General features: G+C 47.4%; 12 protein-coding genes and 1 pseudogene. 10 read left to right on the top strand and 3 right to left on the bottom strand.

Annotation, left to right across the window (positions count from 1 at the left end):
- The first annotated feature begins 33 nt into the window (after window positions 1-33).
- Both H6750_15010 and H6750_15005 read left to right on the top strand, forming a co-directional pair.
- Window positions 34-771 carry a phosphate-starvation-inducible PsiE family protein gene (locus tag H6750_15010; protein MCB9775618.1) on the top strand — a complete coding sequence of 246 codons (738 nt, stop codon included), beginning with the start codon at window positions 34-36 and terminating at the stop codon, window positions 769-771.
- A 771-nt stretch (window positions 772-1,542) separates the two neighbouring features.
- Window positions 1,543-2,058: a DUF427 domain-containing protein gene (locus tag H6750_15005; protein MCB9775617.1), complete on the top strand. Its 516-nt coding sequence runs from the start codon at window positions 1,543-1,545 to the stop codon at window positions 2,056-2,058.
- 110 nt (window positions 2,059-2,168) lie between these two features.
- On the opposite strand, the gene H6750_15000 is transcribed toward H6750_15005, so the two are convergent.
- The 3 genes and pseudogenes from H6750_15000 to H6750_14990 all read right to left on the bottom strand — a co-directional run bounded on the left by H6750_15000 (window position 2,169) and on the right by H6750_14990 (window position 4,226).
- Window positions 2,169-2,408, bottom strand: coding sequence for an SDR family oxidoreductase (locus tag H6750_15000; protein MCB9775616.1), 240 nt, complete (start codon window positions 2,406-2,408; stop codon window positions 2,169-2,171).
- A gap of 112 nt (window positions 2,409-2,520) precedes the next feature.
- Window positions 2,521-3,140, bottom strand: a pseudogene (locus tag H6750_14995) (SDR family oxidoreductase).
- A gap of 615 nt (window positions 3,141-3,755) precedes the next feature.
- Window positions 3,756-4,226: a c-type cytochrome gene (locus H6750_14990; protein ID MCB9775615.1), complete on the bottom strand. Its 471-nt coding sequence runs from the start codon at window positions 4,224-4,226 to the stop codon at window positions 3,756-3,758.
- A 662-nt stretch (window positions 4,227-4,888) separates the two neighbouring features.
- Between H6750_14990 and H6750_14985 the strand changes: the two genes are divergently transcribed.
- From H6750_14985 to H6750_14950, 8 genes are all read left to right on the top strand, one after another.
- On the top strand, window positions 4,889-6,319 hold the full coding sequence (locus H6750_14985; GenBank protein ID MCB9775614.1) for a hypothetical protein: 1,431 nt from the start codon (window positions 4,889-4,891) through the stop codon (window positions 6,317-6,319).
- 83 nt (window positions 6,320-6,402) lie between these two features.
- Window positions 6,403-7,590, top strand: a complete 1,188-nt coding sequence (locus H6750_14980) for a hypothetical protein (protein MCB9775613.1) — start codon at window positions 6,403-6,405, stop codon at window positions 7,588-7,590.
- A 35-nt stretch (window positions 7,591-7,625) separates the two neighbouring features.
- Window positions 7,626-7,766 carry a hypothetical protein gene (locus H6750_14975; GenBank protein MCB9775612.1) on the top strand — a complete coding sequence of 47 codons (141 nt, stop codon included), beginning with the start codon at window positions 7,626-7,628 and terminating at the stop codon, window positions 7,764-7,766.
- A gap of 61 nt (window positions 7,767-7,827) precedes the next feature.
- The gene (locus H6750_14970; GenBank protein MCB9775611.1) at window positions 7,828-8,199 is read left to right on the top strand and encodes a hypothetical protein; all 372 of its coding nucleotides are present in this window, start codon (window positions 7,828-7,830) and stop codon (window positions 8,197-8,199) included.
- A 22-nt stretch (window positions 8,200-8,221) separates the two neighbouring features.
- The gene (locus tag H6750_14965; protein ID MCB9775610.1) at window positions 8,222-8,512 is read left to right on the top strand and encodes a hypothetical protein; all 291 of its coding nucleotides are present in this window, start codon (window positions 8,222-8,224) and stop codon (window positions 8,510-8,512) included.
- A gap of 163 nt (window positions 8,513-8,675) precedes the next feature.
- Window positions 8,676-10,109 (top strand): deoxyribodipyrimidine photo-lyase, encoded by a 1,434-nt coding sequence (locus tag H6750_14960; GenBank protein ID MCB9775609.1) that lies wholly within the window; start codon window positions 8,676-8,678, stop codon window positions 10,107-10,109.
- 1,996 nt (window positions 10,110-12,105) lie between these two features.
- Complete coding sequence (locus H6750_14955) at window positions 12,106-12,333, top strand: hypothetical protein (protein ID MCB9775608.1); 228 nt, start codon at window positions 12,106-12,108, stop codon at window positions 12,331-12,333.
- On the top strand, window positions 12,296-13,351 hold the full coding sequence (locus H6750_14950) for a class I SAM-dependent methyltransferase (GenBank protein MCB9775607.1): 1,056 nt from the start codon (window positions 12,296-12,298) through the stop codon (window positions 13,349-13,351). The genes H6750_14955 and H6750_14950 overlap by 38 nt, the downstream gene beginning before the upstream one ends.
- Window position 13,352: the final 1 nt, after the last annotated feature.

The raw sequence follows: 13,352 nt of genomic DNA, 5'->3' as shown, positions 1-13,352 counted from the left end.
CTGCTGTATGGAAACAAAACCTTTATCCAAATCATGGAGGGCGAAGAAAAGGTGGTCAATGCGTTGATTGAGAAAATCAAACGGGACCCACGCCATACCGACTTTCACGTGCTCAAGAAAAAAACCATCGAACGCCGGGAATATTCTGATTGGAGCATGGGGTTTAAACGGGTTTCCGAAGATGATTTTCAAGCCGTCAAGGGACTCGAAACGCTATCGGAAAAAGACTTCAACACGGCATTCTTGGGAAGCCACGGGAGCATTGTGGAATCCTTGATGGACCATTTCCGCAAGGACCGAATCAGAAAAATCGGGCAGGAGGAATTGTCCCTTGATCAGGAAGATCGTCTCATTCAAGTCCTCCATCAGACCATTCGGGCTGCAGTCAGAGTATTAGCCGTGCTGATGGTCTTTACGATTCTCTGGGGAGTGGTTGATGTCGTCTATATCATCTATTCAAAACTGATCTCCCCGAGTTTCACCACATTCAACATTCGGGATATCGTCAGCACATTTGGCGCCTTTTTAGCCGTACTCATTGCCATAGAAATTTTCATTAACATTACTCTCTATATCCGCAAAGATGTCATACACATTAAATTAGTCGTGGCGACCGCATTAATGGCCATCGCCAGAAAGGTAATCATATTCGATTTTAAAGAAATGACCCCGCCCTATATTTTTGGAACCGCTGCGGTCGTGTTGGCTTTGGGTATCACCTACTGGCTCATCGAAAGACGGCTCACCTGGAGTGAGCCGGATAATCTATAGTGATTAATGAGGTGTATCTGCCCTTTTTCAACAACCATAGGCCGGTCGAGCCTGCTGTCATATCCCCTGAAGTTTTTTATATACTCACCGCTGCATGTTTCCCGCCACGCAGCTCTCACGAGAAATAGCCAACAGCTTACTCGGTCCTTGGGTATTTCTGTATTTCAGCCTCTTCAGTCTTTACTCCCATTTAATCCTCGACCATCCACTCTCCCCTGCTCTCCCGCAATCAGTGTGTCCCGTCACTCCCACCTCCCGATACCATTCAGGAATCCTTGGCATGCTTCCGACGTCACATTTCATTTTCACCGGAAGTTTGCCTGATTTTTTCCCTAAACCTGTGGTCGACCACCTGTTCTGCATTCATTCTAATTCACCGCCTATCCCGTTCTCGATGAGCTGTTTTTTCCTTTCGACAGAGATCCTTCGTCAACACATGAGACCTGACAGAATTGTCTAGGGTTTTTGATGTTCTCCTTGGAGAGTCCGTGACTGGTGTAGTTAAATGAAGTAAGGGGCTCAAGATTCTACAAATCACTGATAAAGTTAAGAAAGTAGGACAACAATTTTGTTTGGCTATCAGATTGCGGTCAACATACAGGATAGAAATTGATTTTTGAGAAATTCTCATTCCTCTACTTCCACATGGGAGAACGTATTCCAGGAAAATGCTTATAACCGTGGAATTCTTGTTCGGCAATGAGGATAAAACACCATGGAAAGACTTCAGAAATGATGTAAATCTGTTCTGTAATATCTTAGGACAATACAATGCAAAAACTCATTTTTGAACAACATCCGGAAATCCAGATCCCGAAGCGAGGCCAAGAGTCTGTTTGGAATTACCCCCGTCCACCCAAATTGCAGCGGGTTCATCAGCAAATGAGAGTTGAGTTTGGTGGTTTGGTCTTGGCTGAAACAACCCTGGGCTATCGGGTCCTCGAAACAGGAATTCCTCCGGTATATTATTTTCCCCCCACTGATGTCCGAATCGCGTACCTGATGCTGAGCGTAAGGCAAACCGTATGCGAGTGGAAGGGAAGGGCGCGTTATTGGTCAATTAAGATTGGGAAACGAATGGCGCAGGATGCCGCATGGAGTTACCCGCATCCCGGGGAAGGATTTGAAAATATTTCCAATTATCTGGCATTTTATCCCAGGAAGGTAGATGCCTGCTATGTGGGAAAGCAAAAGGTCCAACCACAGTCTGGTGAATTTTATGGCGGGTGGATCACCTCAAAAATCCTCGGTCCCTTTAAAGGCGAACCGGGCACTGCATTCTGGTAAGTCATAGGGGGCCACTGAAAAATCCTAAAGTTGCAACCAGACTGCCGCGGAGAGGAAAGACTTTCTAACCCAAAAATCAAACAGAACAACCGGCTACCGCTTACTGTCATTCAAAAACTGCCACGTGGACGCACCATGGCTAACCCACCATCGATTCCCAAAACCTGCCCTGTAATCCAATTCTGTTGGGGTTCAAGCAACCATTCGATTCCTGCAGCGACATCAGATGGTTCTCCTATTCTTCCAAGCGCATGCTTCGCTGTTGATGCCTGTAATGTGGCATTGTTGGTGGTAAGGCCCGCAGTTAAGGGTGTTCGCACCAAACCTGGTGCGATAATATTTACCCGAATGGGAGTGTTGAATAATTAAGATTAACAAGGACAAATTTGCCCAGGATTAGATTACTCATCAACGGCTCCGGGTCGGTTCAAAAAAGTCCGTCCAGCAAGGCCGCAGCCGTTTTTACGCGCGGAGCGTACGCGTAGTACGTGAGCACGGAAAAATGGCGAGAACGCCGCTGGCGGCTTTTTTCAACAGACCCCGAATGTTTTTAAAGGCATACGTGGCCGCTGCCGACAGACCTAACCCGATAATGCCGGCCTTGGCAGCGCCAATGGCCTCATGGTTGGCCAGGCCTACCCGTGCCGCAGCGGATGAGATCAACACAATCGAACCACCTCCGCTCTTCATCATGGCTCGTGCAGCTGCGCGAAGTATACATAAAAGGCGGAATGCAGGTTGTTGAGTATTGTGGCATCCCACTCCTTGTCACTCGTCAAATGAGCAGGCTTGAGAAGAAGAGACCCCACGCAATTAACCACTCCGTCGATATGGCCATAGCGCTCGACGATTTGATCAAAACATTGCTTAACTTGTAGGGGCGACGTGGCGTCAAGGACCACAGGATCCACGCCTGTCTCAGCTGAGAGGCTTGAGAGTTTTTCCTGGTTACGGGAGGCGGCCACAACTTTCGCCTGTTTCTTAGGTAGTTTGCGACAGACCTCCGAACCAATTCCCCCACTTCCCCCGACCACAAGATAAACCGGCACATTGGCGTCTTGCTTAACTGGCGATGAGCTCATCGTTACCCCCTATAAAATTCAACAGGCTTAGTAGAAGGAACAATGCCTGTCATTCTAATTAACCGGTAAGCATCCAGGTTGTTATTGCGTGAACCTGCCTTCCTTTGAAGAAGGGAGCGGACGAACCATGATGCTCAGCATTTTCAAAAGTAGGAACAGTGTCCCCGTGCAGGACCAAAAGGGCACTTCGAGCTCTTCCGGCAGACATCCAGCACATTCTGTGGCTTTGGAACTCCAGCCTTCTCTTGCACCGCGGTAACCTTTTCGCATTCAGAAAATTCCCATGGGCAGAGAGTCCGACAGCAGGAATGTGCTCGGCGATAAGATCTAGGAACCCCTTTTTGTGATAGGAAACTTCCGACATCCAGTGAACAATTTGGAACCTGGGACCTTTGCATTGCAATGATCCCGTCAGAGTGATGGGTCTTCAGATATCGCATGTAGGAGTTGGAAAGCCAAGCCGTTCAATCTCCTATAAATTTTTGATTGCGAATTTCATGATGCCAACATTTGGTTTCATTTGTTATTTGCGCTACTTTTTGATTTACACAAATCATGCACATAAGCCTGGGAAAAGATCTCCATTTTTTGTGTGTACCGAACTTCATGGCTGACTCACCCTGAGGGAACCCACCCTTTCGCAATGGGATCATATTCCCGACCATTCATTCCCAAAGTGCTCACAAAGGCGATGACTTTCCAAATTTCATCTCGAGAGAGCTTATCCTTAAAGCCTCCCATAGAGCTGTAGGGTAGTCCCTCCGATATTCGCCACAGCATCTGGGAGTCCGAATAACTTTCCATCTTATCCACATCGAGGAAGCTCAAAGCTGCGGTCATCACGGGTTTGCCATTTTTACCATGACATTGTGCGCAGTTGACGTTTGATTTATTTAAACCCAGGTACAATTGACGACCATCATTAATAATTGCGGCGTCGGTCCACCAGCCCCCCGGCATGTGTAAATCTGCGTAGACAGGAGGGATAGACTCAGAGGTTTGTGGTGGCTCCGGTAGACTGCATCCGCCATACCACCCCATAAGGAAAATGATCACTCCTCTTAAGGCCCTATCAATAAAACGCATGTGGTTAAAGGATTCCTTTCCTTTTTTTATATGAATGCATTTGACCACTGAGTATTATTTTGACATTTCGTCGTCATAATAACATCTGAGGAATGGTCAAAACTAAATGTTTGTCCAATGTTGGATAATTTTGCCCTATTTGAGATTTCAAATCTCTCCTTTCCGTGTTAATGACTGTCACCACACATAGCCATGCCGGGCTGGAAAAAGGGAGTGATGCTCCATCGAGTGGACGTCTAGAGGTGGACCAAGAAACCGTTGCCCGGTTTGCGGAGAAATGCTTGAAAGGTAATGATTCGGGGGATGTCGAATTGATTGAAGAAAGAATTATAAATTTCAAAACACTATGGATTGAGGAAAAGGTGTTCACGTTAAAGTGGAGTTTGCCTAGTACCATTTACACCCACTCGGATAGCTGGCCGTCATCCAGCTCCGGATCTTATGGAACTGCATGGATGGGCCTGACCAGGACCGACCGGATGGCATGGAAAAATCAGAATTTCCAAAGAAACTATGGACTTTTATCTCGGGACTGAAAGGCCGAAGGTCTGGCAGAATTCTGTACCCATCCAACATACAAATGAGCCCACCGCAGTTATTTGTCGAAGGATTGAGTATTTTGATTGTTTGAGTTCCTTAAATGCACGATATGATAGGAAGTGATGAAATTCCAGCGAAAGCATAGGCTAAACGATGCTGCCGACCAAGCCCTCACACAGACCAGGCAATTCAAGGGTATGCCTGTGCTCAACACCAGGAGACTCACCAACATTCATTTCATCTTACTGTTCGTGTTAGCTCTATTGTTGATTGCAGCGGAATTTGTTCCCAGTCCGGGGTGGGCCGAGAATAAGGGAGAATCGAAAGAGGATCTCATCTGGCTTGATGAAATTGAGAAATTCTTTATCCCCTCAAGCCAGTGCAGGCAATGTCATGAACGCCATTTTGAAGAATGGAAGGGTATGAGGGAACGTAGCGAGGATCTGTTGTCATTTGGACGAATGGATGGAGGGCTGCTGCATGGCACGGCCCTGAAGTCTCCTGTCTTCAGGACTGTGCTTGGTTTGTGGCTCCAGACTTCTCCCTCACAAGAACAACGAACAAAATGCCTGACCTGCCATGTTCCAGCCGTCACCGTCTTCCCCCAACATGCAGATCGGATTATTGACCAAGTCATGAAAGGCCCGAAACACGTCACAGTGGAAGGCATTGGATGTGCCTCCTGCCATCTCATTCATGCCTCAGGGGGAAAGACTGATGCCTATCCGGCATTTCAACTTGCTCCTGGATCCACATTTTTCGGCCCGTACGATGATGCAAAGGATAATCTGGCCCATCAATCACAAAAGGCGGAGATCTATAAAGGAGCGAATTTCTGTACCTCCTGCCACTTCAGCAAGGTCAAGGATGTTACACAACCACATCTGAACGGAGCCATTCTAAAAGATCTGGTTTGCCAAAATTGTCACATGGAACAATCTTATGGCAGCTCCACGGACAAGGGTGGGACGCACTCAAGATCCCTGGCTCGCCACTGGTTTCAGGGAGTTGTGGCGCCAGGAATCATGTTGAGTAATCGCAACGTGCAGGCGGAATGGACATCGCGCCTCGAAATCGAAATCACACAGACCACCTTCTCGGTTCAGGGTACACTGCATGTACCCAACGGCAGCCTGATACACATGTTCCCAGGAGGGGATCCTGTCCTCAAGCAATTCATCGTAAAAGTTATGGTGAAGGACCAGGCAGGAGCTATCATTGGTGAAGAGGCCAAAATATTCGGGCGCTCATTTGAAGAATTATTAAGAGGACCCATACCACAACCCTTGGTCAATAGCGGTATCACCCGCCATATCCCCTTCAATATTCAGCTCCCGCAAGGCTCCACTCCGGCGTTCATCGAGGCCACAATGAGCTTTACGCTTATGCCGAAACCCGGAGAAGAATTACAGAGAGGCTATGTGGCGACCTTGCCTGATGAAAAGCAGCGAAATGAGGCGTTACAAATTATTGAACAATATACTTCTCCCCATCTCCTGACTTTTCGCACGATAACCTTGGAAACCATTCCCCATCCATTGAAAAAAACATGAACCGGCTTTGCGTCATCTGTAGAGGGAAACAGGCGTTCTTTTTGGGAGTCTTGATCATCTTCGGAATCTTGATGATCAATGCTATGACTTCATTTCACCAGATAATCTGGCCAGAGGCTCTGGCCGGCAATACTTCCGGCGTTCCGGATAAGCCACTGGAAAAAGCCTTTCCGCCGTCCCACAAATGCCAGCGATGCCATTTGCGTGCTTTTGAAGAATGGGAGTCCTCCGCACAATCCCGATCTATTGAAACTGCGCCCTTTCGAGTTACCCTGGACCGTTATCTTCAAAAAGCGACAACGGACCAGCAAAGAATGTGTTTTCAGTGCCATGCTCCTCATATTTTGAAATACGGGCACCTGTTTCAGGAGTTTGTTGAGGAAGTCAAATCGAAAGATCCGCAGATTGACGGAGTCGGATGTTCACAATGCCATCTTATTAGCGAGGTCGACTCCAGGGTCCGTCCCCCTCGTCCAATTTTCTCGTTAGGCAAAACGCTCTTTGGGGGTTATGACAATCCCAAAAAAAATCTTGCTCATGATTCGCAAAAGCTTGAACTGTATACAAAGTCTCAATATTGCGTGACCTGTCACCAATCTCTTCCTTCTCTCACCGGCACCATCCCAGATTCGGACTGGTTGGGAAACTGGAAAGAGACCAAGGCTGAACAGAATGGAAAAACATGCCAGTCTTGTCATATGCCGGAGGCATTTGGTGAATCGGCCACAGGGGAACCATCCAGGCGAATCGCAAATCATAGTTTTCCGGGACGCTTTGGGAAAGTGAGGGCCAATGCAGTTGAATTGGAGTTTGCGGCCCATGTAAAAGGTCAGTTGTCCGAAGTGGAAGTGACCATTCAGAGCCTGGTTCCTCACAATCTGCCCCTGCCCCACCCTGGTTGGTCTCGCATCGTGCTCGACCTGACCATTCTCGGGAAAAATCTCAACAAAGTGTATGGGGAGCAACGTGTTTATGAGCGCATGTATATCGATCCAGAGGGTGCCCGAACCGTGTTTGATTTTGAGGCCGTCAAAATCTTGAAGGATACATCGTTGAAGCCTGAAGAAAAACGGGTCGAGAAATTCAGCTTTCCGACTCCGGCGGATGCCCCCTCGATGGACGTCATCGTCACCATGAGTTATGCGCCGGTGCATGGTTCGGAAGATTTCCTGAAAGCCATCGAAGACGAAGCGACCCTTGGACGAAAAGATCGTTCTTTTCAAAAGGTGCTCATTAAGGAAAAAAGGGCAAACGTCCCGATCTCATCATAAATGCACAGAATACATTTTTACCAAAGGAGACCATCATGGAAAATCTCGAACTATTCGGGGTGTTGCTGGTCATTGTGGGTTTTGTTGGATTTGTTGTGTTTCTGAAAGCCCAAAGGCCTTTTTATCGGTCCTCAGACGATTCGCCTAAAGAAAAGAACAACCGGGTGGAAATTTAAGCTCTTGGAATAATTCACTTTCTCACCTGACCAGGCAAGACAATAACCCTCAGGAATGTTGATGAGAAAAAATTTTCTGGTTCTCTCAGCCCTCTACGTTGTCTTTTTTGCTGGCGTGCCGTTTCCGCTGGCAAAGCCGGTCAGTAAGAGCTCCGTCATACTCAACACGGTCAGGGTTTTAATCACCACCCAAGGTTCAGTCTACGCCAGAGAATCGATTTACGCGGGAGGAATAACAGCTGAGAGTTCCAGCAGAACAGGCCCAACGAGCCAGCAGAGTGGTATGGCCCTCAGGGAAACATATCCACCCAATGGCGTTTTTACGGTCACCAAGGGCGGTTCCACTGTAGAACTACAGGTCGTTCCCATGGTGGTGGAATCAGATCAATGCCCGATTCCGCCCTGCATTAGGTCATTGGGAATTCACATTTGATAAAACGAAGAATTATGAAAGCGTGATCCATGTACAGATGGGTGGGGACTTGGACATTGCCTATCAGAGTTCACAGATGAAAATAGGAGAACAGGAGCATGTCATGCATTATGGCCTCAGCGGCAATCCACACGCCATCAGTTTATCCAGAAAGCGCCTCAAAAAAGCCTTTGCATCCAGTACTTCTTTCTCAAACATCAAGCCCGTTTTGAACTACCAGGTTCCGAGTGACATTATCATTATTCTGATAGACGTCACGTCGGAAGGGCTTGTCTTTGAACCGGTTTTTGATTATCAGATGGCAAAGGAGTAATCTGACATCAAAAAAATAATTAAGCTCCCATAAAAAATGAAAATGCTTGATCGGTCAATTAAGTCATTCATGGTCCCACACAACCAGCTCGCATAAAGAAAACCATGAAAGAGGGCCTGGAATTGAGGCTATTTCTGTATAGGGCGTGGCCAAGGACTCAGGCATGACAACAGACACCTCCCCAGTCGTCGTCTGGTTTCGGCAGGATTTACGCATCAGGGACAATCCGGCACTGTTGGCCGCCCATCAAACGGGGCATCCTATCGTCCCGTTATTTATACTGGATGAGGAAAATTGCGGAGAGTGGAAGTTAGGCGGGGCCAGCCGGTGGTGGTTGCATGCAAGTCTCAAGGCACTGAACGAAGCTTTGGGTGGCAAACTTTGCTTCAAGGCAGGATCGGCACAAAACATACTGTTGGACGTCATCAAAGGGACAGGCGCAGAAGCGATTTATTGGAACCGGTGTTACGAGCCCTGGCGAATCTCTAGCGATGCCCACATTCAAGAGACATTGCAGACCAAAGGAATAGAGGTGCACACCTTTAACGGGGCCCTCCTTTTTGAACCCCAAACGGCGCTCAAAAGCGACGGCACTCCATATAAGGTGTTCACGCCCTTTTATCAAAAGGGATGTCTCGGAAAGGGCAATGAACCCCGCCGCCCCTCAAAGGCCCTAAAAGATTTAAGGCTATCCACACACAGAGGTGTAGCACTGATAGATTTAAAACTGCTGCCGGCCATTCCCTGGCACAAAAAATTTATGAACCATTGGAAGCCCGGGGAAAACGGGGCGCAGGCCCGACTGAAGGCATTTCTCAAAAACGGCCTTAAACACTACAAAGAAGGCCGGAACTATCCTTCTGAAAATAATGTCTCCCGACTATCGCCGCATCTGCATTTCGGAGAAATCTCACCAAATGAGGTATGGTATTCCGCCAAACAACGCATGGGCACGGAAGGGTGGCGGAAAGACGGGGAAACCTTTCTGAGTGAGCTGGGATGGAGAGAGTTTTCCCACAATCTGCTCTTCCATTTCTCCGACCTACCCCGAAAAAATCTGCAAAAGAAATTTAATAAATTTCCTTGGCGTAGGGACCCGAAATCTCTGAAAAGATGGCAACAAGGCCAAACCGGTTACCCCATCGTGGATGCCGGCATGCGGGAGCTGTGGGAAACGGGTTACATGCATAACCGCGTGCGCATGATTGTCGGATCGTTTCTGGTTAAAAACCTTATGTTGCACTGGCATCTGGGGGAGGATTGGTTCTGGGATACATTGGTTGATGCCGATCTTGCCAACAACAGTGCCAGCTGGCAATGGATCGCAGGCTGTGGAGCCGATGCCGCACCGTATTTCAGAATTTTCAACCCCGTCACGCAGGGGAAAAAGTTTGATCAAAATGGCAAATATGTTCGACGGTTTATTCCCGAATTAACAAAAATGCCGGACCAATACCTCCATAATCCATGGGAAGCGCCAGAAAAAGTGTTGTTAAAGGCAGGTGTGCAACTTGGAGAAGATTATCCTCTACCGATCGTCGCACTCAGCGATTCCAGGGAGCGAGCGTTGAAAGCATTTTCTGATTTGGCATCGTAATCCACATGTTTTCTCCAAGGAGGGCAAGATAGCTCCAGATTTTAATGGGGCGAACATTCCCTGATAACCTTTTAAATTCCATCTTGCGGGTGCTTATCCTCAATGACTCCGATGGGGCTTCTGAGCACACTCCCCGGCAATTCGCCCAGAAAGGAGAAGTCCGGAATTGCGTTCATGGAACTGGCGCTTTGTAAATCTATGACTAAACCTCTCACTGGTTTTCCATTATTACCATGACACTACGCGCAGTTCACACACGATTTCTTTTTGCCCGTGAATCATTTTCGTCCCTCATCCATAATTTTCCGCTCGTTCGATCAGCCTCGGAGCATATGCGAGAATGAACATCCAGTCTGATGAGAGCCAGATGATCCGGCGCAAGGCAAGGGAAGGCGGCAGCTTCTCAGCCCGCGTTAGTTTTGAAGAGGGGGACAACCAGATCTGTGTGAAATACGTTTTCATTTGTTTTCCTGACAGATTCCTGCGCAGAACATTACAATTGAACAAACGTCCCTTGAACTTTGCTCCTCCTCAAAAATAAAGATTGATCCTCCTCGGGACTATTTTCCTCTGATTGTTCACCGCTCCGTGCCTCATAAAAATTACACCAGGATGGCCAGAGGTTTCATGAAGAGGCCGTCTAAGGTTTCAACCGGTTTCCTTTGACCGGGCGATCCTGGAGTGTTTAGATGAACTATGGACAAAGAGTAGATGACTTTCGAAACATTTTCGCATATGAAAACATTTTAGAGAATGATGGACAAATCATCGGTCTTTCTCCATTGGCATTCAACCAAAGGAGGGCCCCATGTATGCTCTGTATCCATTTGGACTGTTAGCGGGAATCCTTATGTATTTTGTCTTCAAATACATTGATGACCAGGATCTTAAGAAGGCTGAAAAAACTCACTAGCCGAAGGGCACCACGAAGAGGACATCAGAGGAAAATCTGATGTCCTCAGTTAACCAATCAAACTGCTCAAAAATTTTAACCAAATTTTTCAAATAATTTTGGGGAAATCCAAAGGTACACGGAAGACCTTAAACCGCCATTTCCGTGAAATTTCTCAGCGTTGCCCTAAGGTATTGAGCGTTAAATGAATCAGGAGCCAACCCGACCGGTCAACACTTCTGGACCGTCCCAGGAATATAAAAAAAGCTACTGAGCTTAAAAAAGCTAACAGCTTCAGGTCACTCCAGGCCACATTGGGACATGCAGAAGCTTCTATTGAATAGATTGAAAAAACCTCATTGAGTTCTGAGACTGACGGATAAAAATTAGGATATAAACTCCATACCAATTCTCTAAAAGCATCGCCATGCCTTGAAAGGAATTTAAACCAGATGCTCATGGTTTCTCTTTTCACAATTCCAGAACCCTACCATTCAGTATCAAAGATTTTGCCTGTAAATCCACTCCTGCTATTCATCTGAAGAACAATAGGAATTCCAAAATCCCTCGTCAAAGCTCAAAAGGCGAAGGTGAGAGGGGTAAAGGGACGATGAGCGTCTAAACCCTCTTCACCTTGTTAGCACATGGATCCGGCGATTGACCTGAAGTGGAGGATATCTATTAAAAAAGAACTTTTCATCCAACAGAACCGCATAGGGCCAAGTGCGTTTGATCCATGACGGAATAATCCATGGAAAGAATCATGGCCAAATCCTCATGGCCGGTTTTCACTCACCCCCGTCAATGCAAGAATTAAGGTAGAAATGTCAGGAGCGCATGAAGCTCAAGTTGCTAATTTCATAATTATTTCAGCATCTTGTACATCATTTTTGGAATGATCATGAGATGGATTTACATTCTTTCGCTTGCAATGTCTAATGTTTGTCAAAGTTTAGGTGGATGAAGGGAAGTCGGATACGTAATATAGCGATAGAGGGAAATGAACCAAGACTTCAGAAATGATTTGTATGAAAATTTATTTACATCTTAATGGGTCAAACTTTTAAATCGTTTCAAAATGACGGAAAACATTCCATGAGAAAAATGGCAACACGAACTGGAATGTATGTGAGACAGGGCATTATGGCTCCCATCATCGTGGGAATTCTCATCGCCTTCACGCCGGGCTTTCAACGATCTCGCATGGAACCCAACTCGGAGCCCCGGTTTTCTGATATCCGAATCGTCGAGCTTCAGGTCACCACCAGACCTGCACAGGGGGTAAAAATTTATCATGTCCCTCGCAATGAAACTAGCACTTTCCATTACTAATCGTGATTGGGCACCAGATCTTCTCATTCGTCGTGGCATACGGCATCTGGTTCGCCAACGATTACATGAGATTTCCCACAAGAATGTGGAAGAGCTGGCCTCACTGAAGACCGCGTTTATTGCAACCATGTCTCGCTCCGATATCGCCATCCACGCTGATAAGGCCAATATTCAACACTACGAGGTTCCCCCGGAATTTTTTTACCGGGTGCTGGGGCCTCACATGAAGTACAGCAGCGGGTTCTGGCCTTCCGGGGTCGAGTCGCTCTCAGAGTCCGAAGAGTCTGCCCTCGGGGAATCATGTGCGCATGCTGATCTTCATGACGGACAATCCATCCTGGATTTGGGCTGTGGATGGGGATCTCTGTCGCTCTGGATGGCAGCCCATTATCCGCACAGTCACATTACGGCAGTCTCAAACTCTCATTCACAAAAAGCATATATCGACTCTCAGGCACGACAACGCGGATTGCGCAACATTCACGTGGTCACGTGCGACATGAATACATTTCACATTGAACACAGTCAATTCGATCGCGTGGTGTCAGTGGAAATGTTCGAGCACATGCGGAATTGGTCTCATCTTTTTGATCGGATTCACGACTGGCTCAGGCCTGACGGGCGTTTCTTCATGCACATCTTCGTGCATCGGGCCGTCCCGTATACATTTGAAGTGCGGGACGAGAGTGACTGGATGAGCCGTTATTTTTTCACCGGAGGCATGATGCCTAGTGATGATCTGCCTTTGGCCATTCAGAGTCCGCTCAGACTCGTGACCCAATGGAGATGGGCCGGCACACATTACGCACGAACGGCTAACGCCTGGCTGGGAAACATGGACCTCCACCGTGAATCCTTGTGGCCCCTATTTCTCGAGACCTATGGGAAACGGAATGCGGGCCTCTGGTGGGTCCGCTGGCGGATATTCTTTATGGCCTGTGCCGAATTATTCGGCCATCGTGAGGGGCAGGAATGGTGGGTCAGCCATTATCTTTTTGAGAAGGGCGACCTCACCTGAA

It is taken from the genome of Nitrospiraceae bacterium (genome assembly GCA_020632595.1).
In the GTDB taxonomy this organism is placed as follows: Bacteria; Nitrospirota; Nitrospiria; order Nitrospirales; family UBA8639; genus Nitrospira_E.
This window is presented reverse-complemented; position numbering and strand designations above follow the sequence as displayed.

Excerpts from the sequence above, each read along its gene's own strand:
- H6750_15010 (MCB9775618.1), top strand. The coding sequence starts at position 34 with ATGGAGGGCGAAGAAAAGGTGGTCAATGCGTTGATTGAGAAAATCAAA.
- H6750_15005 (MCB9775617.1), top strand. The coding sequence starts at position 1,543 with ATGCAAAAACTCATTTTTGAACAACATCCGGAAATCCAGATCCCGAAG.
- H6750_14990 (MCB9775615.1), bottom strand. The coding sequence starts at position 4,226 with ATGCGTTTTATTGATAGGGCCTTAAGAGGAGTGATCATTTTCCTTATG.
- H6750_14985 (MCB9775614.1), top strand. The coding sequence starts at position 4,889 with ATGAAATTCCAGCGAAAGCATAGGCTAAACGATGCTGCCGACCAAGCC.
- H6750_14980 (MCB9775613.1), top strand. The coding sequence starts at position 6,403 with ATGACTTCATTTCACCAGATAATCTGGCCAGAGGCTCTGGCCGGCAAT.
- H6750_14975 (MCB9775612.1), top strand. The coding sequence starts at position 7,626 with ATGGAAAATCTCGAACTATTCGGGGTGTTGCTGGTCATTGTGGGTTTT.
- H6750_14970 (MCB9775611.1), top strand. The coding sequence starts at position 7,828 with ATGAGAAAAAATTTTCTGGTTCTCTCAGCCCTCTACGTTGTCTTTTTT.
- H6750_14960 (MCB9775609.1), top strand. The coding sequence starts at position 8,676 with ATGACAACAGACACCTCCCCAGTCGTCGTCTGGTTTCGGCAGGATTTA.
- H6750_14955 (MCB9775608.1), top strand. The coding sequence starts at position 12,106 with ATGGCAACACGAACTGGAATGTATGTGAGACAGGGCATTATGGCTCCC.
- H6750_14950 (MCB9775607.1), top strand. The coding sequence starts at position 12,296 with ATGTCCCTCGCAATGAAACTAGCACTTTCCATTACTAATCGTGATTGG.